General features: G+C 70.7%; 23 protein-coding genes. 12 read left to right on the forward strand and 11 right to left on the reverse strand.

What is annotated here, in order from left to right; genetic code table 11:
- Positions 1-94 precede the first annotated feature (94 nt).
- Together IDM40_RS04305 and IDM40_RS04310 are read right to left on the reverse strand one after the other, a co-directional pair.
- Positions 95-1,315 carry a cytochrome P450 gene (locus IDM40_RS04305; RefSeq protein ID WP_193120578.1) on the reverse strand — a complete coding sequence of 407 codons (1,221 nt, stop codon included), beginning with the start codon at positions 1,313-1,315 and terminating at the stop codon, positions 95-97.
- Positions 1,316-1,381: 66 nt separating this feature from the next.
- Complete coding sequence (locus tag IDM40_RS04310) at positions 1,382-2,020, reverse strand: TetR/AcrR family transcriptional regulator (RefSeq protein WP_193120579.1); 639 nt, start codon at positions 2,018-2,020, stop codon at positions 1,382-1,384.
- Between the two features lie 134 nt (positions 2,021-2,154).
- On the opposite strand from IDM40_RS04310, the gene IDM40_RS04315 reads away from it, so the two are divergent.
- From IDM40_RS04315 to IDM40_RS04330, 4 genes are all read left to right on the forward strand, one after another.
- Positions 2,155-3,168: an SDR family NAD(P)-dependent oxidoreductase gene (locus tag IDM40_RS04315; protein WP_193120580.1), complete on the forward strand. Its 1,014-nt coding sequence runs from the start codon at positions 2,155-2,157 to the stop codon at positions 3,166-3,168.
- 74 nt (positions 3,169-3,242) lie between these two features.
- On the forward strand, positions 3,243-4,346 hold the full coding sequence (locus tag IDM40_RS04320; RefSeq protein WP_193120581.1) for a CdaR family transcriptional regulator: 1,104 nt from the start codon (positions 3,243-3,245) through the stop codon (positions 4,344-4,346).
- Between the two features lie 64 nt (positions 4,347-4,410).
- On the forward strand, positions 4,411-5,622 hold the full coding sequence (locus tag IDM40_RS04325) for a glycerate kinase (RefSeq protein WP_216630314.1): 1,212 nt from the start codon (positions 4,411-4,413) through the stop codon (positions 5,620-5,622).
- Positions 5,619-6,983 (forward strand): GntP family permease, encoded by a 1,365-nt coding sequence (locus tag IDM40_RS04330; RefSeq protein ID WP_193120582.1) that lies wholly within the window; start codon positions 5,619-5,621, stop codon positions 6,981-6,983. Before IDM40_RS04325 ends, IDM40_RS04330 begins: the two co-directional genes overlap by 4 nt.
- 80 nt (positions 6,984-7,063) lie before the next feature.
- Here IDM40_RS04330 and IDM40_RS04335 read toward each other — a convergent pair whose 3' ends face one another.
- The 4 genes from IDM40_RS04335 to IDM40_RS04350 form a co-directional block, all read right to left on the reverse strand.
- Entirely contained in the window at positions 7,064-8,203 is a 1,140-nt protein-coding gene (locus IDM40_RS04335) for a hypothetical protein (protein WP_193120583.1), read from the reverse strand.
- Between the two features lie 82 nt (positions 8,204-8,285).
- The gene (locus IDM40_RS04340; protein WP_193120584.1) at positions 8,286-9,506 is read right to left on the reverse strand and encodes an MFS transporter; all 1,221 of its coding nucleotides are present in this window, start codon (positions 9,504-9,506) and stop codon (positions 8,286-8,288) included.
- Positions 9,507-9,724: 218 nt separating this feature from the next.
- Complete coding sequence (locus IDM40_RS04345) at positions 9,725-10,408, reverse strand: TetR/AcrR family transcriptional regulator (RefSeq protein ID WP_193120585.1); 684 nt, start codon at positions 10,406-10,408, stop codon at positions 9,725-9,727.
- A 49-nt stretch (positions 10,409-10,457) separates the two neighbouring features.
- Positions 10,458-11,615, reverse strand: a complete 1,158-nt coding sequence (locus IDM40_RS04350; RefSeq protein ID WP_193120733.1) for an acyl-CoA dehydrogenase family protein — start codon at positions 11,613-11,615, stop codon at positions 10,458-10,460.
- Between the two features lie 162 nt (positions 11,616-11,777).
- Here IDM40_RS04350 and IDM40_RS04355 point away from each other — a divergent pair, with 162 nt between their 5' ends.
- A complete protein-coding gene (locus tag IDM40_RS04355; protein WP_193120586.1) occupies positions 11,778-12,563 on the forward strand; it encodes a TIGR03084 family metal-binding protein in 786 nt (261 codons plus the stop codon).
- A 39-nt stretch (positions 12,564-12,602) separates the two neighbouring features.
- Here the strand turns inward: IDM40_RS04355 and IDM40_RS04360 are convergent, their stop codons facing one another.
- Positions 12,603-13,289 carry a DUF6882 domain-containing protein gene (locus tag IDM40_RS04360; protein ID WP_193120734.1) on the reverse strand — a complete coding sequence of 229 codons (687 nt, stop codon included), beginning with the start codon at positions 13,287-13,289 and terminating at the stop codon, positions 12,603-12,605.
- Positions 13,290-13,459: 170 nt separating this feature from the next.
- Here IDM40_RS04360 and IDM40_RS04365 point away from each other — a divergent pair, with 170 nt between their 5' ends.
- The gene (locus IDM40_RS04365; RefSeq protein ID WP_193120587.1) at positions 13,460-14,740 is read left to right on the forward strand and encodes a flavin monoamine oxidase family protein; all 1,281 of its coding nucleotides are present in this window, start codon (positions 13,460-13,462) and stop codon (positions 14,738-14,740) included.
- Positions 14,741-14,747: 7 nt separating this feature from the next.
- On the opposite strand, the gene IDM40_RS28765 is transcribed toward IDM40_RS04365, so the two are convergent.
- From IDM40_RS28765 to IDM40_RS04385, 4 genes are all read right to left on the reverse strand, one after another.
- The gene (locus IDM40_RS28765) at positions 14,748-15,833 is read right to left on the reverse strand and encodes a C40 family peptidase (RefSeq protein ID WP_193120588.1); all 1,086 of its coding nucleotides are present in this window, start codon (positions 15,831-15,833) and stop codon (positions 14,748-14,750) included.
- Between the two features lie 27 nt (positions 15,834-15,860).
- The gene (locus IDM40_RS04375) at positions 15,861-16,298 is read right to left on the reverse strand and encodes a hypothetical protein (protein ID WP_193120589.1); all 438 of its coding nucleotides are present in this window, start codon (positions 16,296-16,298) and stop codon (positions 15,861-15,863) included.
- 859 nt (positions 16,299-17,157) lie between these two features.
- On the reverse strand, positions 17,158-18,156 hold the full coding sequence (locus tag IDM40_RS04380; protein ID WP_235997299.1) for a hypothetical protein: 999 nt from the start codon (positions 18,154-18,156) through the stop codon (positions 17,158-17,160).
- A gap of 139 nt (positions 18,157-18,295) precedes the next feature.
- Positions 18,296-19,189, reverse strand: coding sequence for a hypothetical protein (locus IDM40_RS04385; protein ID WP_193120591.1), 894 nt, complete (start codon positions 19,187-19,189; stop codon positions 18,296-18,298).
- Between the two features lie 393 nt (positions 19,190-19,582).
- Here IDM40_RS04385 and IDM40_RS28770 point away from each other — a divergent pair, with 393 nt between their 5' ends.
- The 6 genes from IDM40_RS28770 to IDM40_RS04410 all read left to right on the forward strand — a co-directional run bounded on the left by IDM40_RS28770 (position 19,583) and on the right by IDM40_RS04410 (position 26,030).
- On the forward strand, positions 19,583-20,188 hold the full coding sequence (locus IDM40_RS28770; RefSeq protein ID WP_328806934.1) for a DUF6668 family protein: 606 nt from the start codon (positions 19,583-19,585) through the stop codon (positions 20,186-20,188).
- 37 nt (positions 20,189-20,225) lie between these two features.
- Complete coding sequence (locus tag IDM40_RS04390; protein WP_193120592.1) at positions 20,226-20,510, forward strand: hypothetical protein; 285 nt, start codon at positions 20,226-20,228, stop codon at positions 20,508-20,510.
- A gap of 24 nt (positions 20,511-20,534) precedes the next feature.
- Positions 20,535-21,290 (forward strand): hypothetical protein, encoded by a 756-nt coding sequence (locus IDM40_RS04395; RefSeq protein ID WP_193120593.1) that lies wholly within the window; start codon positions 20,535-20,537, stop codon positions 21,288-21,290.
- A 72-nt stretch (positions 21,291-21,362) separates the two neighbouring features.
- Complete coding sequence (locus tag IDM40_RS04400) at positions 21,363-22,877, forward strand: hypothetical protein (protein ID WP_193120594.1); 1,515 nt, start codon at positions 21,363-21,365, stop codon at positions 22,875-22,877.
- Positions 22,864-24,375: an SCO6880 family protein gene (locus IDM40_RS04405; RefSeq protein ID WP_328806935.1), complete on the forward strand. Its 1,512-nt coding sequence runs from the start codon at positions 22,864-22,866 to the stop codon at positions 24,373-24,375. Before IDM40_RS04400 ends, IDM40_RS04405 begins: the two co-directional genes overlap by 14 nt.
- A complete protein-coding gene (locus IDM40_RS04410; protein ID WP_328806936.1) occupies positions 24,372-26,030 on the forward strand; it encodes an ATP/GTP-binding protein in 1,659 nt (552 codons plus the stop codon). Before IDM40_RS04405 ends, IDM40_RS04410 begins: the two co-directional genes overlap by 4 nt.
- The last annotated feature ends 4 nt before the right edge of the window (positions 26,031-26,034 follow it).

A 26,034-nucleotide genomic window follows, 5' to 3' on the forward strand; every position in this document is an offset into this window, starting at 1 on the left:
TTAAGTAAGTCTTCGACCCCACGTGAGAGATGGTTCGGGCGAGCGAGGAACGTCGCTGCTCAGAGACTCAGCAGCGCATGGATCTCCGTCCTGTTCAGGACGCTGCCGGGGTGAAGCGCACCGGCACCGACGCCGGACCGCGGGTGAACAGCCCCTCCTCCGAGGTGTCGGCACCCTCGTCGAAGCGCAGGTCGGGCATCGAGTCCAGCAGTTGGTCCACCGCGACCTCCACCTCGGTACGGGCCAGCAGCGCACCCACGCAGAAGTGCCGCCCCAGGGCGAAGGACAGGTGGCGCGCCGCCGCCGAGAACGCCGTGTCCGTGGGCAGGTCGGGGCGGTCGATGTCGAAGGTGTGCGGGTCGGAGAACCGGCGCGGGTCCCGGTTGGCCGCCCCGATCAGGGCCGTGACCGTGGACCCGGCCGGCACCGTGCCCGTCGACAGTTCCACGTCCTCCTGCGGCTGGCGCATGATCATGTGCACCGGCGGCGAGAACCGGAGCGTCTCGGCGAAGGCGCGGTCCACGAGCGAACGGTCCGCGCGCACGCGGGCGAGTTGGTCGGGGTTCTCGATCAGGTTGGTGAACAGCGCCGCGAGCGCCTTGTCGGTGGTCTCCCCGCCGGCGGCCAGCAGCAGGCTCACGAACGCCTTGATGTCCTGGTCGCTCAGGGTGGTCCCGTCGACCTCGGCGGTGCACAGCTCCGAGAGCAGGTCCGTGCCCGGGTCCGCCCGGCGTTCGCGGATGATCGGGATCATGTACTCCTCGAGCTCGTCGCGCGTACGCAGCCCGTCCTCGGCGACCTGCGGGTCCTGCGAGAGGTTGCCAAGGAACCCGATGATCGAGGTGTACCAGCGCTGGAACCGTTCGTGGTCGCCCCGGTCCAGCCCGAGCATGTCGACGATGACGTTGACCGGGAACCGCCGCGCGAAGTCGTGCGCGAGGTCGGCTCGCCCGGTGTGGCGGAACCCGTCGATGAGCTCGCGGGCGTTGCGTTCGATGACGGGGCGGAAGCGTTCCTGCAGTTCCTTGCCGCGGAACGCCGGGGCCACCAGCGCCCGCATGGTCGAGTGCTCGCGCCCGCTCATCTGCAGGATCGTGCGGCCGTGCACCGGTTCGAGCTGCCAGGCATAGTTCTCGGTAGTGAAAATGGGTTCCTTGAACACCCGCGCGACGTCGTCGTAGCGGGAGACGACGTAGCTGCCGGTCGCCTCGTGCCACAGCAGCGGCGCCTCTTCGAGCATGGCCCGGTAGGCGGAGTAGGGATCTGCGGCGAACTCCGGCGACAGCAGGTCGGGGAACCCCTGTGCGGTGGACATACGACTCCTCCGGATCGTGGGGGCAGTGACGCGCACGATTCTGGACCTGCGCGTATCAATCGCCCGTTAGGACCGGGGATCGGTGCCGATGCCCCCGCCGGCGCCGGGGGCGAGCGCGCCCAGGAGGAAGTGCACGGTCCTCTCCCGCACGGACGCCAGCGCGGCAGGGTCGGCGGCGACCTCGTGCACGGCGGCGGCCAGGGTTCCGGAGACCAGGCGGGTGGTCAGCCCCGGGTCCCCGCCGACGCCGAAGTGGCCGTGCTGCGTTCCGTCCTCGACGATCGCGGTGAGATCGGCGAAGACGCTCGCGAACGGGGCCCCGGCCCGGCGTCCGACGTCGTGGGGCAGGGCACCGGTGAGGCTCTGCAGGAGCAGGTGCCGGTGGGTGCCGGAGACGAAGAGGGACAGCAGGGCGTCCACCGTCGCCGAGAGCCGCTCGGGCGCCGTCCCCGGCCCGCGGGCGATCCCGGAGATCCGCGGGGCGAGGTCGTTCCCGGCCCGTTCCGCGGCGGCCGCGAGCAGGTCCTGCTTGTCGCGTGCGTAGTTGTAGATGGTGTTGCGGGCGATCCCGGCCTCGGCCGCGACCCGGGCCAGGGTGAAGGAGTCGGGCCCCTCGGCCGCGAGCAGGCGGTCCAACGCATCGAGCAGGGACGTCCAGACCAGGTCGTGGTGTTCGGACAGACTGCCCGCCTGAATCCTCGGCATTCCCCCAGTATCGCGCCTTGCGGCAGGGAGGTTCACGGCACGTCCGATTTTCACGACCCGACGTCGCGAAACCCGGGTACGGTTTTTCACGACGCCCGTTCGCAAACCTGAAACGACAGCCCGAGGAGCCCCACGTGAGCACCGACGCCCCACTGACCGCCAACAGCACCATCGGCACCTGGCTCGACGACCCGCAGGGATACCGCGCCCTCGAAGGGATCCTGTCCGCGGCCGGGGTCGAGCCGGACCGCCTCGCGCCCGTGCGCTCCATGCCGCTCGCCCAGCTGGTCGACCTCAGCCAGGGTGCGCTGACCCGCGAGACCGTCGACGAACTGGTGCGCTCGGTCAACGGGGGCGAGATCCCCGACGACGAGCCCAGTTCGGTCTGGCGCGAGCGTGTGGTCCCCGGCCGCTTCGAGGGCCGCACCGTCGTCGTCACCGGCGCCGCCTCCGGTATCGGGCGCGCCACCGCCTCGCGCATCGCACGCGAGAGAGGCCGTGTCATCGCCGTCGACCTGGCCGCCCAGGGTCTCGAGCAGCTCGCGAACGGTCTGCCCGACGCCGACATCGTGCCCGTGACCGCCGACCTCACCCGCCCCGAGTCGATCGACGGGGTACTCGAGGCCGCCGGTCCGCGTGTCGACGCGCTCGCCAACGTCGCCGGGATCGTCGACGACTTCTCGCCGCTGCACGAGGTCACCGACGAGGCCTGGGCGAAGATCTTCGCGATCAACGTCGACGGGCTCTTCCGCCTGAGCCGCGCGGTGATCCCGCTGATGCTGGAGGCCGGCCGCGGGTCGATCGTCAACGTCGCCTCGGAGGCCGCGCTCAAGGCCTCCACCTCGGGCACCGCCTACACCGCGACCAAGCACGCCGTCGTCGGCATCACGCAGAGCAGCGCGTTCATGTACGGGCCGCAGGGTCTGCGCGTCAACGCGGTCGCGCCCGGCCCGGTGGCCACGGGGATCTCCGGCGGGATGAGCATGTCCGAGTTCGGCCGCGAACGCACCGGCGGGTTCCTGCAGCTCATGCCGCCGGTCTCGACCCCCGAGCAGCTGGCCGCCTCGATCACGTTCCTGCTCAGCGACGACGGCGTCAACGTCAACGGCGCGGTCCTGCCGTCGGACGGCGGGTGGGCTGTGCAGTAATGACCGCCCCCTGACGGTCCCGCCCCGGGGCACAGGGCCTGCGGTGGCCCCGGGGCGTGCCTATCCTGTGCTGCATGGCCCACTCACGCCGTCGGCCGCCGTTGAGCAGCGATCTCGCCCAGCGTGTGGTCGACCTGATCGCACCGACGATCAGCCACAACATCAACGTGATGGACGAGCACGGCACGATCATCGCGTGCCTGGACCCGGAGCGGCTCGGCTCGCTGCACCGGGGCGCCCAGCGGGTGATGGCCGAAGGACGCACGATCCGCGTCGAGGCGCCCGAACCGGGGATCTCCGACCGGCCCGGGGTGAACGAACCGCTCGTCGTCGACGGCGAACTGCGCGGTGTCGTCGGTGTGACCGGCGCCCCGCACGAGGTCGCGGCCCTGGCCCGGGTCGTGGCCCTGACCGTGCAGCTGCTCATCGCCCAGGAACACGAGCAGGACGCGGCGACCCGGCGCCACACCGACGCACGCGACCTCATCGCCGCCCTGAGCTCGGGCACCACCCGGCCCGACGCCGCACGGGTACGGCTGGCCGCCACCGGGCTGTCCCCTCCGTGGTCCATCGCCCTGTGGACCGCCGACCGGCCCCGTGAGGACGCCGCCGCGGCACCGCCGGCCTCCGCCGCGACCGCCGTCACCCGCATCAACACCGACTCCGGGCGCCGTGCCGCCGTCCTGCACGGCGCGCTCTGGCTGGTGAGCTCCGGGCCTCCGCCCAGACCCGACGCGGTCGGGCTCCCCGGCAGCAGCCGGCACACCCGCACCGAACCCACCGACGACGTCGAGGTCCTGCTCGCGCACGCCGAGGAGTCCCGGGCGCTGTGCCGTTACGGGGCCCTGATCCCGCCGATCGGCTGCGGACAGCCGTGGTCGCGGGAGATGGCGGTCGCCGTCGCCCACCTGCCCCGCCGCACCCTGGAGCGCATGGCCCTGCGCGCGTCCTCCCTCAGCCCCGCCCACCGCGCGACCGTCACCGCGGTCGGGTCGACGATCTCCATGCAGGCCGCGGCCGACTCCATGTACGTGCACCGCAACACGCTCCTGCAGCGTGTGGAGCGCATCCGTTCCCTCACCGGACTGGACATCCGGCGGGGCGACGACCGGTCCTCGCTCGACCTCGCCCTCTACGCACTGACCGCCCTGGGCGAATCGCACATACGCCCCACGTGAACGTGCAGGAACCCTGGGCGCTACAACGTCGAACCGCACTGTGCGTGTGCTTAGACTTTCCGACATGTCAAAAGTGGTTCACACGCGTGACGAGGACTCCCCCGTCCGTGTCGCCGTCCTCCCCGACTCCTTCAAGGGGAGCGCCCACGCCACCGACGTGGCCGGGGCGATGGCGCACGGTGCCGAACGCGCCCTGAGCGGCCGACCGGGCGGTGTGCACATCGACACCCTGCCCTTCGCCGACGGGGGCGAAGGCACCCTCGACGCCCTCCTCGGCGCCTGGGGGACCCCCGTCCTGACCGTGGAGACCACCGACGCCATCGGGCGCCCGGTCACCGCCCGCTACGGCCTCTCCCCCGACCGCACCCGCGGCGTCGTGGAGGCCGCCGAGGCCAACGGGCTGCCGACCGTCTCCGACGTGCCCCTGCGCCCGCGCACCGCCACCACCCGCGGCATCGGACCGCTCGTGGAGGCCCTGCTCGACGCCGGGGTCGAGGAGATCCTGCTGTGCATCGGCGGTTCGGCGACCACCGACGGAGGCACCGGACTACTCACCGCCCTGGGCGCCCGCTTCCTCGACGCCGACGGGGCCGAACTCCCCGACGGCGGCGGCAGCCTCACAGATCTGCACAGCATCGACCTGGACGGGCTGGACCCGCGCGCCCGCTCCGTCCGGTGGCGCATCGCCTGCGACGTCACCAACCCGCTCGTGGGCGAACGCGGCGCCGCTGCGGTCTTCGGACCGCAGAAGGGCGCGGGCGACGAGGACGTGCGCGTGCTCGACGCCGGCCTGGACCGGCTCGCCGACGTGCTCCGCCACACCACCGGGACCGACGTCCGGGGCCACGAGGGCATGGGGGCGGCCGGGGGCCTGCCCGCACCGCTGACCGCGGTTCTGGACGCCGAACTCGTCCCCGGGTCCCGCCTGGTCGCCGAGACCCTGGACGCCGAACGGCTGTTGGCCGAGGCCGACCTCGTCATCACCGGCGAGGGCCGCTTCGACCACCAGTCGCTCGACGGGAAGGTCGTGGACGCGGTCCGGCGCATGACGCCCGACCACGTGCCCGTCCTCGTGGTCGCGGGCAGCGTGGCCGTCGGTCCCGAGGAGCTCGAAAGCTCCGGGGTCACCGCGGCGCTGTCCATCGCGGAGGGACCCAGCACCCTCGAGGGGTTGCAGGGGGACGCGCTCCCCGCCATCATCCGGACCACCTACAACGGCTGCCGTCTCCTCGACCACAGCCTCGCACCGTCCCGTTCGAAGGAACCAAGCCCGTGACCGCGCTCCTCGTACTCATCGTCCTCGTGGCGGGCATCGTGCTCGTCACCGCCCGCTGGAAGGTCAGCCCCTTCCTCGCGCTCATGGGCGCGGCCCTCCTCGGGGGTTTCGCCTTCGGCCTGCCTGCGACGGAGATCGTCGAGACCGTCACCGAGGCCTTCGGCAGCACCCTCGGCAACATCGGTCTGGTCATCCTGTTCGGCACCATGATCGGCGTGATCCTGGAGCGCTCCGGGGCCGCGATCGCCATGGCCGAGGCGCTCATCCGGGTGCTCGGGACCCGGTTCCCGAACCTGACGATGTCGCTGATCGGCTACATCGTCTCCATCCCGGTCTTCTGCGACTCCGGGTACGTCATCCTCAACTCGCTGCGCAAGGCCATCACCCTGCGCACGGGGGTGTCGGCGCTGGCGACGTCCATGGCCCTGATGACGGGTCTGTACGCCACGCACACGCTCGTGCCGCCCACGCCGGGCCCGCTCGCCGCCGCCGAGAACATCGGCATCACCCACAACCTCGGGCTGATCATCGCGATCGGCGTGCCCGTGGCGCTCGTCGCAGCGCTGGCCGGCCTGGCCTACGCGAGCTCCTTCAGCCGCAAGGAGTTCACGCCGCTGCCCGCCGAGGACGGCGACGACCTGGCCGTGGAACAGTCCTGGGACGAACTGCGCGAGAGCTACGGCAGGCTCCCCAACGCGTTCCTGGCCTTCTTCCCGATCCTGCTGCCGCTGGTGCTGATCTGCATCGGTTCGGTGGCCGAGCTGCCCAGCGCCCCGTTCGGCGAGGGCACGCTCTTCGGTGCGGTGGCCTTCCTCGGGACCCCGGTGATCGCGCTGATCCTGGGCCTGGGCGCGGCGACCCTGCTGCTGCGCGGGCACGGCAAGCTCGCCCGCTTCAACGAGCAGATGGCGGACTCGGTGCGCGTGGCCGCCCCGATCCTGCTCATCACCGGTGCCGGTGCCGCCTTCGGTGCGGTGCTCGAGGCCTCCCCGATCACCGGCTTCCTCGAGGACAACCTCAGCGACCTGGGTCTGGGCCTGGCGGTTCCGTTCCTGATCGCCGCCGCGCTCAAGACCGCACAGGGTTCGTCGACCGTGGCCCTGGTGAGCACCTCGGCGCTGGTCGCGCCGATGCTGCCCGCGCTCGGTCTGGGTTCGCCCGAGGGGATGGCGCTGAGTGTGCTCGCGGTCGGCGCCGGCGCCATGGTCGTCTCGCACGCGAACGACTCCTACTTCTGGGTCGTCTCGCAGCTGAGCCGGATCCCGGTCGGTACCGCCTACCGCACCCTGAGCGTGGCCACCGCGATCGAGGGCACCGCGGCCTTCGCCACGATCTGGATCATCGGGCAGTTCCTGCTGTGACGCACTGACCGCGCACACGACGGCGCCCCGGGCGAGGGATCGATCCCGCCCGGGGCGCCGTCATCGTTCGTGGCTCGGGGTCAGCCCATGAGGGTGCGCAGCAGCGCCGCGAAGTCCTCGTCGGAGGTGTACAGGCCGACCTCGCCGCTGTTGTCGTCGACCTCGACGGCGACCTGCGCCAGGCGCGGCGGGGCGCCCTCCTCGGCGGCCGGGCGCCACCAGTACAGGTTCTCGGTGATCGGCTTGTCGGCGTCGGCGTAGAACCGGGCGCCGAGCTGCTGGAGCGTGCGCATCGCCGCGATGGGGTCGCTCTCGCCGAGCACGTGCGCCATGACCACCGGCGGGGACGGGAACAGCACGAGCGCGCCGTGCGGGGCGTCGCCGAGGTGGCGGCCGAGGTCGTGCAGCTGCGCGCCCGTGTAGGTGTGCTCGCCGCCGATGTGGACGACGGTGGTGCCCAGGGCGTCCATGCTGTCGGACTGCACGGATTCCTCGAGGGACCCGGCGACCGCGTTTGTGAAGGCCTGCTGCTCGGTCAGCCCGAAACCGTCGAGCTGGTTGCGGGGCAGCGGCTGGATGCGGTCGGGGAAGTCCAGCACGACGACCTCGTGGACCCCGTCGACGAAGGGCCGCGCCACGAGCAGCTCCAGGGCGCCCTCGGGGAGCGCGGAGTCGGCGTAGAGGCGCACCCGCAGCTGCCCCTGGGCGCTGCCGGCCGGCTGGTGCTGGGCGAGGTCTGCGGCGGCCTCGGCGGCGAACGCGCGGGCGCGGTCCATTGCCTGTTCCTCGTCCAGCCCGTCGAGGGAGGACAGCAGCTCGGTGGGGTCGGTGCGCATGAGGCGACCGTCCTCCAGCGGCAGCAGGAGGCTGTCGGGGAAGTCGAAGCGGGCGTTGATGCCGCGCTCGTCGAAGGCGCTCAGCACCACGTAGCGCGCCTGGTCGTCGGACCGCGGCGGGTAGTGCGTGCCGAAGGCGATGCCGCGCTCGCGCATCTGCCGCATCATGCCCAGGGCGAGCTGCTCGGCGAGCTCGGGGTGGGCCTCGGGCGGAAAGTCGGCGGCCTGGTCGGCGGCGTCGGCGAAGTCGCTGGTGAAGCCCTCGTGTTCGGGGACCTCGATGCGCACACTGGTCGGCGCGACGAACTCGGCCTCGATCCCGAACTTGCGGAAGGCCGGGACGAGGATCTCGACGAAGGCGCGCCGGCGATCGGTGTCGGTCATACTCTCGCGGGTCCCATCCGGTGGGGGCTGGTGCTCACTGTGACGAGCGGGGTCGGCCCCACGGTACCGGCGACGTGCGACATCAGGACCGCCGCCTGCGGCCCGCGGCCGCCGGGACGACCACGATCGCCGCCGCGGAGAAGACCGCCGCCACCCCGAACACCGCGGGCAGCCCCGCGACGGTGATGACCGCGGCCATCAGGACCGGGGTGAGGGTGGTGCTGATCGCCTGCAGCCAGTTCTGCACGGCCAGGGCACGGCCGGCCCAGGAGGTTCCGGCGAGTTCGGCCACGGAGGTGAAGGTCAGCCCGTTGTGCCACATGGTCAGCACCAGGCAGAGCAGCACCAGGGGGACGGCCGCGGTGGACCACAGGCCCGGCAGCAGGGTCAGCAGCACCAGGAAGACACCCGACACGGCCGCGAGCCACCGCACCGGGCGCAGGCGGTCGCCGGTGCGGTCCGACCACACCCCGAGGAGGAGGCGGCCCACCGCGCCCGGAACCTGGGCGAGGGCGACGACCACGCCCGCGGCCGGGGCCGACCACCCCTGCTCCTGCACGAGGTAGACCAGCGCGTAGGTCATCATCGCGACCTGGGGGACGCCCAGCAGCATGCTCACGCCGTGCACGCGCCACAGGGTCCAGGTGCGGTAGGGCGACCCGGTGGGCCCGGACGCGGCGCGCGCGTCGGTGTCCGGACGCTCGGAACGGTCTCGGCCACCGGCCGCCCCGGTCGCGGGCTCGGGCGGCGCGGAGGCCACGGTGAGCACCAGCGGGGCGGCCACCAGCGCGAGCACGGCGGGGAGGCTCATCGCCGCCGCGAACCCCCACGCGTCGGCCGCGCCGGGCAGCACGAGGGAGGACACACCCACGCCCAGCGGCAGGGCCGACTGGCGGATCCCCATCGCGAGTCCGCGCTCGGACGGAGCGAACCACACCAGGATCAGGCGCCCGCTGGCCGCGTTCACGGGGCCGCCGACCGCGCCGACCAGGAGGAGGACGGCCGCCGCGGTCCACAGTTCCGAGACCGTCCACAGGAGCCCGAGGGCGGAGGCGGTGAGGACCATGCTCAGCGTCATGGTGACGCGCTCGCCGGCCCGGTCGATGACCACGCCCCACAGGAGCAGGGTCAGGAGCAGGCCGAAGGACGGCAGCCCGGTGAGCATGCCCGCCTGCGCGGTCGTGACCCCGAACGCCTCCCGGAGCTGGGGGAGGACGAAGGGGACACCGAACATGGCCGACACACTGGCGACCTGGGCCACCATGCTGACGGTCAGGACCGACCACCGGTTGCGCACGAGCATCCGACCACCCTAGGGACCGGCCGGAACGCCGTTCACGACGGCCCTGCTCCAGGGCCGGGTGCAGGGCGGAGCCCTGCGGGGCACACACGATCGCCCTCGCCCGAGCCGGCGGTTCGGGCCGGGGAACCACGGCCGGCTCCGACAAAGAACCGGATGTGCACACTGCAGCCGCACGCGTGCGCGGGCACTGGGCCATCCACGTCCCCGGGGCCGGTGCGTCAGACGGCGCCTGCGGCGCTCGGCCCGCGGGAGGTCCGCGGCGACGCGGTGTCCCCGTCCGCGGGCGTGAGCTCCAGGCCGATCCCGCGTGCCCACAGCACCGTCGCGGTCTCCAGGGCGTTGTCGGCGTCGTGCTCCTGACCGTGCAGGAACCACACGCGTGCGAAGTGCTCCACCATCCCGCCGAGCATGCTCGCCGCGGTGTCGGCGTCCAGTGCGGGGTCGGCCGCGCCCTCCTTCTGCAGCCGGCGGATGCCCGAGGCGATGCGGTCCACGAACAGGCCCCGGATCTCCAGGTAGACGTGGGCGAACCGGGGGTTGCGCGGCGAGACCTGTTCGATCACGTGCATCATGCGGGCGTTGTCGCGGTACACCCGCAGGAACCGTTCGGTGGAGGCCCGGATCCGGTCGACGGGGCCGGCGTCGGCCGGTTCGCCGGAGCGGGACGCCTCGAACATCTCCGCGGTGAGGCCCTTGGCGACCTCGTGCAGCACGTCGTCCTTGGAGTCGAAGTAGGTGTAGAAGGTGCCGTGGGCCAGGCGGGCCCGGGCCGCGACCTCGGCGACCCGGGTCTCCTCGAACCCCTTCTCCTCGAAGACCTCGCGCGCGGCCTCCACGAGCGCGTTGCGGGTGCGGCGCCCGCGGGTGGTGAGCGGTCGCTCGCCGAGCCGGCGTTCCCTCATGTTGTCGGCCTCCTCGGGTGGCGCGCGGGCGCGGGGGATGCGCCCGGGGTCAGCGCAGGGGCAGGAACTTGGTGATGACCTCGTTCATGATCTCGTACGTTCCGCCACCGATGCTGAAGATCCGGGCGTCGCGGTAATGCCGCTCGACCTCGCTGTCGCGTACGAACCCGGCCCCGCCGTGGATCTGGACGGCGTTGTCGACGACGTGGTCGAGGGCCTCGGTGGCGGTGTTCTTGGCGATCGCGACCTCGGGGATGAGCTCCTCGCCGTCCTGGAGGCGTTCGGCGACGTGGCGGACGTAGGTCCGGGCGACCACGGTGCGCCGGTGCATCTCGGCGAGGCGGTGGCGCAGGACCTGGCGTTTGGCGAGCGGTCCACCGAAGGCCTCGCGTTCGCGCAGGTAACGCGCGGACAGGTCGACGCAGCGCTGGGCGATGGCCACGGCCTGCACCGAGAGCCCGATCCGTTCGCCGGCGAACTGCCGCATGATCTGCAGGAAACCCTGGTCGACCTCGCCGACGAGGTTGGCGGCCGGCACCCGCACGCCGTCGAAGGACAGCTCGGCGGTGTCGGAGGACAGCCAGCCCATCTTGTCGAGCTTGCGGGAGACCGTGAACCCCGGGGTACCGGCGTCGACCACGAACAGGGAGATGCCCTCGTGTCCGGTGCCGGAGGTGCGGGCGGCGACGGTGACGAAGTCGGCGCGGTGGCCGGAGGTGATGAACATCTTCGACCCGTCGATGACCCACTCGTCGCCGTCGCGGACCGCGCGGGTGCGCAGGTGGGCGACGTCGGAGCCGCCGTCGGGTTCGGTGATGGCGAGGGAGCACACCCGTTCGCCGGCGAGGGTGGGCCGGACGTAGTCGCGGGCCAGGTCCTCGCGTTCGCTCGCCACGAGCGCGGGCAGGGCGATGGAGTGGGTGAACAGCGAGGCCAGGACCCCGCTGGGCACACCCGCGTGCAGGAGCTCCTCGGAGACCACGAGCTGGTCGATCATCTCGCCGTCGCCGCCCACCCGTTCGGGCAGGCCGAGACCGAGGAGGCCCAGGTCGGCGGCGGCCCGGTGCAGGGAGCGGGGGAGCTCGCCCTCGCGCTCCCAGCGGTCGGCGTTGGGGAGGATCTCCTTCTCGGCGAAGGAGCGCACGGTGGCGCGGAGCTCCGTGCGTTCGGGGGTGTTCCAGGGGTCCGTCCGGGGGGTGGCGCTCATCGGTTCACGCTCGCATCCGTCGTCGCTGTGGGTGTCGCCGACCGGCCCACCGGCCGCGCCCACCCGTGTGAGGCCGATCACTCATGCGCTATTGTTCGCCGAACATGACAAGTCCGTCAACATCGGACGGTGCCGCCCCACCCCCTGGGAGGAACGATCCCCGTGGTCGACGCACACGCCCTGATCGACGACCTGCGAGCCGAACAGGAAGAGCTCGCCGGCCTGCTGACCGGCCTGGAGCCCGCCGCCTGGTCCCGCGCCACCCCCGCGCCCGGGTGGACCGTCGCCGACCAGATCGCCCACCTGGCCTACTTCGACCGGGCCGCGCACACCGCACTCACCGACCCGGTGGGTTTCGACGCGCTGCTGCACAAGGCCATGGAGGACCCGGAGGGGTTCACCAAGCCCGCCCCCGTCCCGCCCGAGGAACTGCTCCCGGAGTGGCGGGAGGCCGCCGGGGAACTGCGGGCCGCGCTGGTCGAGGCGCCGCCCGGGACCCGCGTCCCCTGGTTCGGGCCGCCGATGAGCGTGCCCTCGAAGACGACCGCACGCCTGATGGAGACGTGGGCGCACGGCCAGGACGTGGTCGACGCCCTGGGTGTGCGCCGCCGCCCGACCGCGCGGCTGCGGCACGTCGCACACCTCGCGGTGCGCGCCCGGCCGTTCAGTTACCTGACCCGTGAACTGCCGGTGCCCGAGGAACCGGTGCGGGTGGAGCTGGAGGCGCCCGACGGTTCCACGTGGCTCCTGGGCCCGGACGAGGCCGCACAGAAGGTGACCGGGAACGCCGAGGAGTTCTGCCTCGTCCTCACCCGCCGGCGCCACGCCGACGACACCTCCCTGCGGGCGCACGGCGCGCTCGCACAGGAATGGCTCGAGATCGGGCAGGCCTTCGCCGGGCCGCCCGGGGATGGCCGGCGGCCCGGGCAGTTCGACGACCGGAGTTGACGAGTCGGTCAACTCTGTCCCGTGCCCGGGCCCCGGAGGTCAGCCGAACGAACCCTCGACGTTCTTGACCCGGCCGTGCTCGTCGAAGGAGACCGTGAGCGCCAGGCCCTCCGCGGACAGGGTCAACCGGGCGCCGTCGTCGACGAACGCGGGGTTCAGGCCGCGCAGGTGGCCGTAGGTGTAGACCGCGCGCCGGTGGTCGGTGAGCGGCAGCCCGGAGACCGCCTGTTGCAGCAGGCCCACGGTCTGCACGGGGTCGGGGGCGGGGAGCCGGAACGAGGGGTGCTCAACCAGGAACGAGGCGCGGGTGCCGCCGCCGACCTCGCCGTTGTAGGAGGTCCACCGGCCGGTGAGCACCTTGGCCGCCTCGGTGAGCGGTCCGACGACCTTGTGCGGCGATTCCGGTGCGCCGGGCAGGTCGGTGAACGGCACCTCCGCGGAGGTGAGCTCGGCGACCCCGTGGCGCTCGCCGAGGTCGCGCACGGAACCGGCCAGGGCGGTCAGCTCCGGCGGGAACCCGGAGGGGTTGGCCCACGACCACATCCAGGAGCCCGGGCCGGGTGCTGCACTGCCCAGGAAGTGGAAGTTCTCGCAGACCAGGCTCTCGCCCGAGGGGAACGTGAACTCGAAGACAGGGGCGTTCATGTCGACCCGCCAGTTGTGCTCACCGAGCACGTCCTGCAGGTGGAACTGGTGTTCCAGCGACAGGATCGCGGCGTCGTCCATGAGGGTGCTGAGGGGAAGTTGTGCATTCACGTTCCGCACTCTAGACACCTTCCGCGACATTTCGGGGAAGAACACTGCAATTCCACCCTCGGGCCATCCCCGGGGGCGGTCCGGGCACCGTCGGTGCCGGGAGCATACTGGGAGCCCCGTCCCCCGACGCTGGGAGCACCATGCCCGGTATCAGCCGCCGCACGCTCGTCCGCGGAGGCGGGGCCCTGCTCGGCGGCGGGGTCCTGCTGTCCGCCGCGGGGTGCTCGGGGTTCGGCACCCCGGACTGGGACGTCGCCGTCATCGGTGCGGGGATCACGGGACTGTCCGCAGCGCGCAACCTCGTCGACCACGGGATGTCCGCAGTGGTCCTGGAGGCCCGCGGCCGCATCGGCGGCCAGGTGCACACCGACCACTCCTTCACCTCCGTCCCCGTGGAACTGGGCGCCGGCCTGATCCACGGCAGCGACGCCTACACCTGGGAGCTCGTGGACGAGAGCGGCGCCGACACCGTGCGGGTGCGCGGCGGTTCCGGCGGAGGCTCCCCCATCGAGACCGACAGCGCTCCCCTCGACACCGAGGACGCCGCCTCCTACCTGCGGCGCATGGACGTGCCCGAGTCCGACTGGCCGCCGGTCTCCATCGACAACGAACCCCTTGACCGGTGGAGCGCGACCTGGATGCACCGGTACGACCTGTTCGACTGGTGGTCGGCCTCACGCGAGAACCACCGTGTGGTCGACGGTTACGACCGGGTCCTGGAACCCCTCGCCGACGGGCTCGACGTGCGCCTGTCCACCCCGGTACGGGAGGTCCGCCGGATCCGCTCCGGGGTGGAGCTGGCCGCCGGGCCCGACGGGGAACAGATCTTCCGCGCCGCCCGCTGCATCATCGCCCTGCCCTTGGGGGTGCTCCAGACCGGCGACGTGCGCTTCGATCCGCCGCTGCCCACCTCGCACCTGGACGCGGTCCGGTCCCTGGACACCACCGACGCCCTCAAGCTGGTCTACGAGTTCGACCGTCCGGTCTTCCCCGAGGAACCCGACGCCCTCGGCTGGGAGCAGGGCGCCGACTTCGTGTTCTGGCGCATCTCCACGGGCGACGCCGATTCCGGGTCCCCCGAGGTGGTCGCGGCCTGGGCGGCCGGCGCCGGCGCCCGCGATCTGCTCGCGATGGACGAGGACGCACGCTTCGACGCGGGGCTCGCCGCCCTCGCCGACGTGCTCGGCGAGGAGCTACCCGCCCCCGTCGCCCGCACCACACACGACTGGGCCGCGGACCGCTACAGCCGCGGCGCGTACCTGTACGTGCCGCCGGGCGCGCACGACGCCCCCGCGGCCCTGGCCGAGCCCGTCGACGGGGTGCTGCACTTCGCCGGTGAGCCCACGACCGGCGAGAACACCGTCGAGGGCGGCTACGTCAACGGCTACGACGTCACCGACCAGCTCATCGCCGGGCTCTGACCACGCGTCAGCCGTCCGTGAGCACCCTCCTGACCCCGTAGGCACCCCAGTACCCTTCGGTGTACTCGGTGATCTCGACGTCCTTACCTGTCTGCGGCGCGTGGACCACCTTCCCGTCACCGATGTACATCCCGACGTGCCCGTCGTGGGGGAAGACCAGGTCTCCGGGCTGCACATCACCGGGGGAAACACCTTGGCCCACGTTGATCTGGTCGAAGGTCACCCTGGGGAGTTCCACCCCGATCTTCGCGTAGGCCTGCTGCATGAGACTCGAACAGTCGCACTGGTTGCGCATGTCGTCACCGGTCCATCCACCTTCGGGGCTCCCCTGCGTCTCCTGTTGGGGATTCATGCAGGACCCCCCGTAGACGTACGGGGTCCCCTCCTGTGCGACGGCCCACTGGATCGCCCCTGCCACGTCACCGTCGGCGTCGATCTCGACGCCAGGGTCCGCGAGGCCCTCACCGCTCGTGTCGGTGAACTCCTCGGACTTGTCCATGATGATCTCGACGTAGTTCTGGGTCTCCTCGTACGGAGGGATCCCGCCGTGCTGTTCCACGGCTCCCCAACCGGCGTTGTAACCGGCCAGGGCCAGTGATACAGCGTCATCGTCGTAACCGCTGTCCGCAGCCTGCCCCATGAGGCTGCACATGAAGTCGCCCTGGGCCATGATGGCGTCGGGTGCATCGAAGGGGGAGGCCTCGCCGTTGTCGTCGGCGTCCACCGCCCAGGTCGGCCAGGTGTAGGACATGAACTGGGCGATGCCCTGCGCATGGTGGACCCCCGCCCGTTCCGGGACCTCCACCGGCGGCCCCACGGCATCAGGGTCGAAGCGGCTCTCCTGGTAGAGCTGAGCCGCCAACACGGGCGCCGACAAGGCTTCGTGTTCACACTCCTCGGCTGCCTTCTCGATCCAGGGTGCGAACTCCTCGGGAACGGCATCGGCGTCCAAGGACCCCCCGGTCGTCTCCCAATCGGCGTCGGTGTCGACAGTGACGACCATCAGGATGAGGACGAGCAGGCAGAACATCGCCAACACGGGGCCCACCAGGCAACCGCACGCGAGCAGCTTGCCTCCGGATCCACCTTCCATGGAGTATCTCCAGTCGCGTTCGGTCGGCTACTGCTGGACGAAGCGGTCGACACGCCAGTCGGCGTCGGCCTCACCGGTGTTGCTCAGGAGCATGGTGCGGAACGACTCACGTGAGTCGACCTCCTCGCCCCCGTCGGCATCGGTCAGGTGCCCCTCGACGGTCATCACGACCTGCTGGTCGCTCTCCTGGGCCTGCTGCGGGACCTCGACACTCTCGACCTCCGCTGTGCGCAGCCGTCCGCTGTCACGGAAGGCCGTCAGGTTCTGTGGCGGGACGGGGATGCCCTCGGCCTCGTGCGCGTCGAGGAAGCCGTCGGTGACGAACGGCCGATAGCGGTCGACATAGCTCTCGTCCGTGTCGGCCTCACCGTCGTAGGACTCCCACGCGACCCAGAAGGAGGCTGCCACCGACTCCGCGTCGGCGAAGTCGGCCTCGGGCACCTCGACCCGCGATTCGTCCGACACCGGCGGCGCAGCCGTTTCCAGGGGGTTCGGCGACTCCTCCCCCGGACCCGGGTCCGGCCCTTCCCCCTGGGTCCCGCAACCTGCGAGTGCGAGTGAAGCCGCGAGTGTCCCGGCGATCATCCGACGCCACGTGTGTGCGACCGCTGCTGTGTTCCTGTGCACCCCGTGCTCCTGCTCAGATCCGTGCTCGTGGGGGATGGTCATCGCCGGGCACCTGCCGCTCTCCGTGATGCCTCAGCTTCGGGGCGGTGGGCCCTCTGTCGTGCCGCGTAGGCACGGACGCCGTTGCCCTCCGTTGCTCGGGGTACCGCGCCGGCCTCACCCCGCACGCTCCGCAGCTGCGCGGGTGCGAGGTGGGAAGGGGCCTCTCGTTCACGATCCGTGTGGGGGGCCTCGACCCCCTCGGGTCCGTACGACCGCTCCGCGGGGTCGTCGGCTCTCGGAGGCCGTTGTTCCTCGGCGATGCGCTCTTCGGGGTCGGGCGCCGATCCGTCGGAGAGGTCCGCGCTCTCGCCCCGCCCGGGCTCGTAGGGGGAACCGTCCCAACGCTGCTCTTCCAGGGAACGGTCGCCGTCCGGGGCCACTGAGCGGGCGTCCGTACGCTCTCGGTCTGCGCGCTCGCGTTGCACCCGTTCGCGCTCCGCCTCTTCGTGCCGCACACGGTCGCCCGCGACCCGCTCTCTCTCGTCACGGTCCCAGTCGGTGCGGCGCCGTTCCTCCTCCACTCGTGTCCGATCGATGTCCTCCTCGACCCGTTCAGGGGCGCCACGTCCGGTCCGGGACGCCACTCTCGCGTACTCCAACCACCCGGGGTCCCCGTGGGAACGTTCGTGCGGCGCTCGCGATGCCGGTGCCGGTCTCATGCCTGTTGTCCTCCGTCCTCGGGCCTGGATGGGTCAGGCATCTGGCCGCCGTGGTGTTCCTCCTCGTGGGTTCTCCGGCCCTCAGCAACCTCGAGAAGCCAGCGCCCCGCGTCGACCGTTCGTGTCACCTGCTCCTCCAGTGCAGTCCGAAGTGCGCGGACACCGCTGTCACCGATCTCGGGACCCGCGGCTTCAGAGGCCGTGTCGGTCAACAGTCCGAGGAAGGCGTCATCACGGCGCTCGTTCTCCTCGCACTGGCGCAGTTCATGGTGTGTGATCACCGCGGCGTCGGCTCGCCGCGCGTACTCCTCGAACCTCCGGATGCGTTCCTCCACTGCTTCTCTCGCGGTCCTGAGGGCTCGGCGCTGTGGTTCGAGCGCTCGCGCGACCCGTTCGGAGACGGCCTCCCCGGACCTGTCGCGGAGGTCGAGGTCGAGGTCACTGCAACGGGCCAGGGAACGGGCGACCGACCACTCCTGTTCGGCCAGCCAGCGCTCTTCGCGACCAGGGCCGACATCCTCGCCGAGAACTGCAGCGGACCTCCGCACCCGGTCGATCGCCCCCTGGAGCCGCCGGAGCAGCTCCGCATCGGCCGTCTCGAAGTCCTCGGAGAGCAAGTAGGAGCCGTGGTGGCGGACCCCCGCCGAAGGTGTCACCTTGGTTGCGAGGGCCAGCGCGGCCACCGGCCCCGCAGCCCAGAAAAAAGCAGCTCCGCCGGTCAATGCCGTGCCTGGAGCAGCGCCCCAGACGAGGAAGAGCGGCCCCCACGTCAGTAGGAGTGCCAACACCGCACCGATACGGCCCGCCTGACGTGCACCCCACACGACGAGGGCCGCCAGCCCCAGAGTGCTGAGGACCCGGACGACCAGGTCGGTGATGTCCGGTGCCTCGGTCGCGAGGTGGGCCGCGGCCCATGAGGCCGCGACCAACCCGGCCGAAGCGAGGTAGCCGGCGTTCCGTCTCCGCCGGATCCGACGGCCGGGCGGCCTTCTCATCGGGTGCAGCTCGGCCGTGCGGCTGCGCAACCGCCTCAAGGTCCGCGTGGACAGGTCGGGATCGAAGACCGCTCTCGGACGGCCGGGGGGTGTTCCGTCGGCCTGCACGAGGCCTCCTCCTGCTCGTGGTGGACAGCCTCTAGTTCTCGGGACCGCGCCGTGAGAAGAAGCGGCGCCGGCGTGCGGGCCGGTCGTCGGAGCCGTTGCTGTGCTGGGGGTTCACGGTGGCCACCGCCCGTGCCCCGACGGAACGGTTGTGCTCGTCGATGGCTTCGCCCCACCACTGGGCCGCTCGCGCCCTGGCATCGTCAGTCGCTGCCGCGGGGGTCGGAACGTGCCCGCCGCCACCTGCGAACCGCTGCTGACCGGGCTGACCGGGGGGCGTGTGCTGTACCGATCGGTCCGGGGGCAGCACAGGCTGGGCCGTGTCTTCAGGCGATCGGAGGGCGGGAGCACTGCCCGGTACAGCCTCGTGTGGGAGGAAACGGGGATCCTCCGCGGCGCCGCTCGGCGCTTCGGGCACCGCGGGTGCCGGCCGGGGCTCGGGCTCCACGGGCACCGGACCGGGCTCGGCCGCTTCGGGCCCCGTTTCGGCCTCCGGCTCGGGCGCCGCAACCGGCTCCGGCACGGTCGCGAGATCAGGCACCGCCTCTGGCTCGGACACCACCTCCGGCTCGGGCACCGCCACCTCGGGGGCGACGGGCTCGGCGACCCGGCCGTTCGTACTTTCGGTAGTACCGGGGCCACCACTCGGGTCGGCGCCCGCCCTGGGCTTGCGGCTCTTGGCCTTGCGCCCCTTCTTCGGCGCGGGAGCGGAGGAATCCTCCTCGACCGTGCCGTCGGGGTGGACGACGAGGGGCCACTCCCCGTCGACGCCGGATGTGGCGACCTTGACCGGACGCCCGAGTTTGCCTGCGACGTCGGTGATGATCTCGGTGACGCGGGTTCTGACCTCGGGCGCGGTTTCGGCCGAGACCGTCTGCGCACGCCCGTTGATCGACACGTCACCGGTGCCGTCGCTGTGGGTGGTCACGGTGATCCTCGGGAACACCGGAACTTCGTCATGCTCCATGGCTGCCCGACCTCGTCTCTGACGACCGTCGCGAGCAGCGCCTTCCCCGGGGTGGAGCGAACGACGGACCCCCAATCGTACACCCACCTTTCCCTTTTCGACAGCTCTGCCCCACGCACTACATGGAACCCAGTCCCGTTCCAAAAAAACTTCAGAAGCATGTGAACCAGCGCCCGAGATGCCGCATCAGAGCCGATGCGTCCGAAAGAAGAAGGTCCGGATAAGCCAGGAGCAAACAATGCGAGTGCCCTTCCCCGGGGTGACGTCGGAACCGAGACCCACCTTTCTTCTCGCGTACGCGGAAATGCAGAAACACCAACACGAGAAACAGCAGACGAACGGGCAGGACCGGTGATGGGCGAGAGCGTGAACCCCTGGGTCACGAGGTCTCCGATCGAGGAGAGCCCGGGCCAGAACCCGACCGTCGAGGACGACACCCCGACAACCACGGGCCCCCAGTCCCCCCAGGGGGGAATCCCCCTTCCGAGCGACGCAGACCGCCTTCCACGGCGCCGGGTCTCCGTGACCTCAGGCATCTGGTTCCTCGGCGTGCACGGCGGAGCGGGTGAGACCACGCTCTCCGGGCTGGTGCCCGGAACCAGGCCGGCGGGCCACGCATGGCCGGAGACGGCCGGCTCCCCCGGGCACGCCCCCGCCAGGGTCGTACTGGTCGCCCGTACCCATGCATCCGGGCTGCGTTCGGCCCAGCTCGCGGCCACAGAATGGGCATCAGGATCGGTCACTGGGATCGAATTGATCGGTCTTGCACTCGTGGCCGACGCGCCAGGAAAACTCCCCCGTCAACTGAAAGACACGGCCAAGGTCATCAAAGGCGGGGTCCCTCGCTCATGGGATGTCCCGTGGATCGAGGCGTGGCGCTTGAACGAACACGTGGACGTGCAGAGATGCCCCAAGCCAGTGCGGTCCATGATCGCCGATCTGGGCGCACTCTCACACTGAGAAACCTCCTTGTTCCGAGTTCACAGAAAGGACATCTATGTTCCTCGAAACGGCATCAGAGTTCGCCGTCCACCTGGCCGCAGTTCCCGACCCCGGATCCGGGGAAGCGCCCCCCGGTGCTGAGGGATTCGTATCGATCCTCGGCTGGGCCAAGTGGGTTGCCCTGGGCGTCTGCGTCCTCGGCCTCATCATCGCCGGAGCGACCATGGCGATCCAGTCCCGCCGAGGCGAGGGCGGAGAGCACATGGGCAAGATCGGGATGGTTCTCGCGGGGGTCATCATCATCTCCGCCGCCACGTCACTCGTCGGATTCCTCGTATAGAGAACGATCGAGGGTTGCACCGCCATGACCAACTTCGGTGAGCAGGTGGACGAGTCACCTTTCGCGGCCCGAGGGTTCCTCCTCTCCGCGATGTTCCTCGGCGTGATCGCGCTCGTCGGCCTTCTTGTGATCACGATCAGTTTTATCGGCGGGGACGACGAGGACGAGGAGGCCTCGGCCCCCGTTGCCCCCACGGCGTCCCCCACGGACGAGGATTCACCCGCGGACGGCGAGTCCAGCGTGTGCGGGCTGACCGAGGTCGAATTGGCGGGCGGTTTGGACGAGCCGCCCGGGGGTGCCGAGTGGGAGCTCGTCGGCACGATCGCCGCACCGGAGGTCGAGGGCCACGGTCCGGGCCGGATCGATGACGACGGATACCGCTCCTGCTTCGCACGTACGCCCCTGGGCGCCGTCCTCGCCGCGGCCAACTGGTCCGCCATGGGGTCCGACCCGGAGCTCGCGGAGATGTTCATGGAGCAGGCCCTCGCCGAGGGTCCCGGGCGGGAAGCAGCCCTGGAGAACGCAGGATCCTCCGCGGCACAGGACGACGACGGAGCCAGCATCCAGATCGCCGCCTTCAGGGTCGTCTCCTACGACGGAGAGGAGGCCGCGGTCCAGATCGTCTACACCTCGTCCTACGGGCTGGACATGGTCTTCCCGTTCGACCTCCGCTGGGAGGACGGCGACTGGAAGTACGTCGTGGCCGACGACGGCGAGCCGGTCAATCCTCCCTACCCGGTGGAGAGCCTCTCCTCTTTCGTCCGGTGGCAGGGCGCCTGACCAGCACTGCCATCGATGGACGCCCCCAGAAGCGAACGGTGAATCACCCACGACCGCTAGGCGAGTACCCCCATGTGCGACTTGACCGACATCGGCTGTCACTTCAGAGAAGGTGCGGCGGCCTTCGCGGAAACAGCCTTCGACACCATCCTCGAGTGGATGTCCGACGCCGTCGTCGATGCACTCGGCCAGATCATCGAGTCCCTGGGCACCTTGTGGGTGCATGTGAGCCCTCCCCCGCTGACCGGAGCCACCGGTGATTCCGCCTCGGTCAGTGCCGGAGAGACCGGGGACGAATCCGAAAGCATCACGACACTGCTCGAGTACGGGGTGTGGATCGCCCTCGGGATCTGTGTCCTGTCCCTGATGGCTCTCGGTGCCCGCATGGCCATCGCGCGCCGACAGGGCGAAGGGGGTGAACACCTGGGCAAGGTCGGCATGGTGCTCGCCGCCGTGGTGCTCATCTCCGCCGCTTCCGGAATCGTCCTGGCCCTCATGCCCTCGGGCGCCGCTCCGAGCGGTTCGGGCCCGACGGTCTACCTCCAGAACAGCCTGTGGTGGTACACGTGCGCCGCAGCGGTGATGTCGGTCGTGGTCGCCGGCATGAAGATGGCCTGGGAACAGAGGGCCGAACCCGGCAAGGACCTCATCAAGTCCCTGATCACCCTCGTCATCGTGTCCGCCGGCGGCGTGACCATGGCCAATCTGGCCATCACGGCCTCGGAGGAGTTCTCCACATGGATCCTCCAGAACGCGACCGACGAGACCGACTTCGCCGAGAACGTCGCCGTCATGCTCGTGATGTCCCAGGCCGCCGGGGTGATCTCACCGATCATTCCTCTCACGGTGATCCTGCTCGGCCTCTTCGCGATCATCGCGACCATGATGCAGATCGTCCTCATGGTCGTCCGCATCGGGATGCTCGTGATCCTGGCCGGGGTCCTGCCTCTCGCAGCGTCGTTCACGAACACGGAGATGGGCAAGTCCTGGTTCAAGAAGCTCATCGGTTGGCTCGTCGCTTTCATCCTCTACAAGCCTGCGGCGGCGATCATCTACGCCGCAGCGTTCCAGCTGGTGGGCGCTGACATGTTCGAGGACGAGCACGGCCTCCTCCAGGTCCTTTCGGGTCTGACGCTCATGGTCGTGGCTCTGATCGCCATGCCTGCCCTCATCCGCTTCGCAGTCCCCATGGTCGGCGGGATGGCCGGAGGAGCAGCGGCGGGGGCAGCGGTCAGCGGGGCTGTGGCCGATCTGCCCTCCGGCGCTGCCAAGACCGCCAATGACGCCGGTGGCGGCGGCGGTGGTGGCGGAGGAGGCGGCGGTGGCGGTGGCAGCCCCACCGGCTCCGCCAACACCAGCGGCGCCGCACAAGGCGGCGCTGCGCAGGGCGGCGGCCAGATGGCCGGAGGCGCAGCCAAGGGCGGAGCAGCCGCAGGCGCGGGTGCGGCCACCGCAGGGGTCGCCACCGCTGCCATGGCCGCTGCCGATGCCGCCAAGAAGGTCGGCGACACCGTCGCACAGACCGCCAAGGATGCAACTGAGGGCAGCGAGTCCGGAGAGGGGGGCGGCCCCAGTGGCAGCCGCTGACACCGAGGTCCGTGGGCCTCGCACCTACGGGAACTGGCGCAAACCGGCAACCGCAGGGCTCATGGGGCTGGGTTCCCTGGGCACAGGTCTCCTGCTCGGCGGCCTCATCTTCGTGGTCTTCCTCGTGATGATCGGCGGGATGCTCGCCGGTTTCGTCGGAGGGCTCCTCGTCGGCGCAACCCTGCTGGCGGTACTCAGCAAGGACAAACACGACCGCAACCTGATCACAAGGATGACCGTACGCATGGCCTGGTGGAACACACGCTCGAAGAAGGCCCACCTGTACCGCTCCGGCCCGTTGGGCCGGACCCCGTGGGGCACGTTCCAGCTGCCCGGGCTGGCGGCACCCTCGCGCCTGTCCGAGCACACCGACTCCTATGGCCGCCCCTTCGCCCTGCTCTACGTGCCGGCCACCGGTCACTACACGGTCGTGATCGGGACCGAGCCCGACGGTGCCGCACTGGTGGACGAGGACCAGGTGGACGTGTGGGTTGCCGGTTGGGGTCACTGGCTGGCCAACCTCGGCGACGAACCCGGGATCGAAGCGGCCTCGGTGACGATCGAGACCGCCCCGGACACGGGAACGAGGCTGCGCCGGGAGGTCATGAGCAGCATCGATCCGGACTCACCCGAGTTCGCGCGAGCCATGCTCCACGAGGCCGTCGAGCGGTATCCGACCGGTTCATCCGTGGTGAAGGCCTACGTCGCCGTGACCTTCTCTGCCGCGTCCCGGGCCGGTGGCAAGAAACGCAAGCCGGACGAAATGGGTCCCGAATTGGCCGCGCGGGTCCCCAACCTGACCCAGCAGCTGAGCGCGACCGGGGGCGGGGCCGCCCACCCCTTGTCCGCCCAGGAGCTCTGCGAGACGATCCGGATCGCCTACGACCCGGCCTCAGCGGTCCTCATCGACGAAGCGCACGCCAACGGGGAGGACCCCGAACTCACCTGGCCCGACGTCGGCCCCACCGCCCACCAGACGATGTGGGACTCCTACGTCCACGACGGTGCTCTGTCGATGACCTGGTCCATGACCGCGGCGCCCCGCGGCAACGTCCAGGCCAACATCCTCTCGCGCCTGCTGGCCCCCCACTCCGACATCGCCCGCAAGCGGGTCACTCTCCTCTACCGCCCGATGGATGCCGCGCGCGCCGCCAGTGTGGTCGAGGCCGACCTGCGGGCCGCGGAGTTCCGACAGACCTCGGCCGACAAACCCTCTGCCCGGGACATGGTCGCTACGCGAGCGGCGCGCGCGACAGCTGCGGAGGAGGCCTCTGGCGCCGGCCTGGTCAACTTCGGTCTGGTCGTGACAGCGACCGTGACCGACCCGGCACTCAAACCCGAGGCCGTGGCGACGGTGGACAACCTGTCCGCGACCGCCCGCCTCCGCTTGAGGCTGGTCCACGGGTCTCAGGATTCGGCATTCGCCGGAGCTCTTCCGCTCGGCCTGGTCCTGCCCAAGCACTTGAAGGTCCCCGCTGAACTGAGGGAGCAGCTGTGATCGGCGGACGCAAGCGCGCCAAGAGCGCGAACATCAAGCAGCAGCGGCAAGCGCAGATCAAGCGCCAGAAACAGAACGGGGGGAAGGAGGAGCAGGCTCCCCGTAAACGCCCCGGTATGCGCGGATGGGTCGGTCCCGGACGCGGCGAGGCGGGCGTCGTCCAGATGGCCGAGGAATGGCGCGGCACGACCGTCCAGGCCTGCGGTCTGTGGCCGTTCTCCGTGGGTACCGGCACACCGATGGTGGGGGTCCCCATCGGGCGCAATCTGAGCTCGGGGGCGACCCTGTGCTGTGACCCGATCTCCTGGTTCCAACGCGCGAAATTGATCTCCAACCCCTCCGCCTTCGTCCTCGGGAAGCCGGGTCTGGGGAAGAGCACCATCATCCGGCGCATGGCCACAGGGATCGCCGGATACGGGGGGCAGCCCCTGGTCCTGGGGGATCTCAAGCCGGACTACGTCGACCTCATCGAGGCGCTCGGAGGCCAGGTCATCACCCTGGGGCGGGGGCGCGGCCACCTCAACATCCTCGATCCCGGGGAGTCCAGGGCCGCTGCCCGCCGACTGACCGGCAAGGCTCGCAGCCGGGTCCTCGCGGACGCCCACGGCCGCCGGCTCAACATGGTCTCGGCGTTGCTGACCATCATGCGGTCGTCGCCTCCGACGGACCGTGAGGAAACGATCCTGGACCGGTCCCTGAAGGTACTCGACGACCGGCTCGACGAGGTCCCGGTCCTCCCCGACCTGCTCCAGGTCATCCAGGAGGCCCCCGACGACGTCCGCCAGGTCGCTCTCGACCGCGGTTCCATGGATCGGTACCGGGAGATCACCGACGGGTTGGAAGCCTCGCTCATCGGCCTCTGCGGTGGTGGGCGATTGGGAGAGACGTTCTCGAAACCGACGACCAACGCGATGGTCCGCGACCGCCCCGTGGTCTTCGACGTCTCCTCCATCGACGACTCGGAGATGGACCTGCAGGCCGCCGTCCTGCTCGCCTGCTGGTCCGCCGGGTTCGGCACGGTCAACGTCGCCAACGCACTGGCCGACGCCGGTCTCGAGCCGCGGCGCCACTACTTCGTGATCCTCGACGAGCTGTGGCGCGCGCTCCGCGCGGGCCGCGGGATGGTCGACAGGGTCGACGCCCTCACCCGGCTCAACCGGCAGCGCGGTGTGGGCATGGCGATGTGCTCGCACACGATGAGCGACCTCATGTCCCTGGCGAACGAAGAGGACCGGATGAAGGCCCGCGGTTTCGTCGAACGTTCGGGCATGGTCATCTGCGGCGGTCTCCCCGCCGCAGAGATGCCCATGCTTCAATCGGCGATCCCGTTCTCCCAGGCCGAGCAGAACATGCTGATGGGTTGGCAGGACCCCCCGGCCTGGGACCCGGCGACCAACAGGGAGGCGGAGCCTCCTGGCCGCGGCAAGTTCCTCGTCAAGGTCGGGGGACGGCCGGGAATCCCGGTGAACCTCCAGCTCACATCCGTCGAATCGGAGATCAACGACACCAACAAGCTGTGGCACCAGACCTCACGGGTCGGCACCACCGAAGCGGAGCCGCCCGAGCCCGCGGACACCGTTGCGGAGAGCGACGCACAGGACACCACGGACGGCGCCGAGTCCCGACCGCAGAGCGACGCCGCTGCACACAGCTGAAGGG

Origin of the sequence: Nocardiopsis coralli, assembly GCF_014892575.1 — a bacterium.
GTDB classification, from domain to species: Bacteria; Actinomycetota; Actinomycetes; order Streptosporangiales; family Streptosporangiaceae; genus Nocardiopsis; species Nocardiopsis coralli.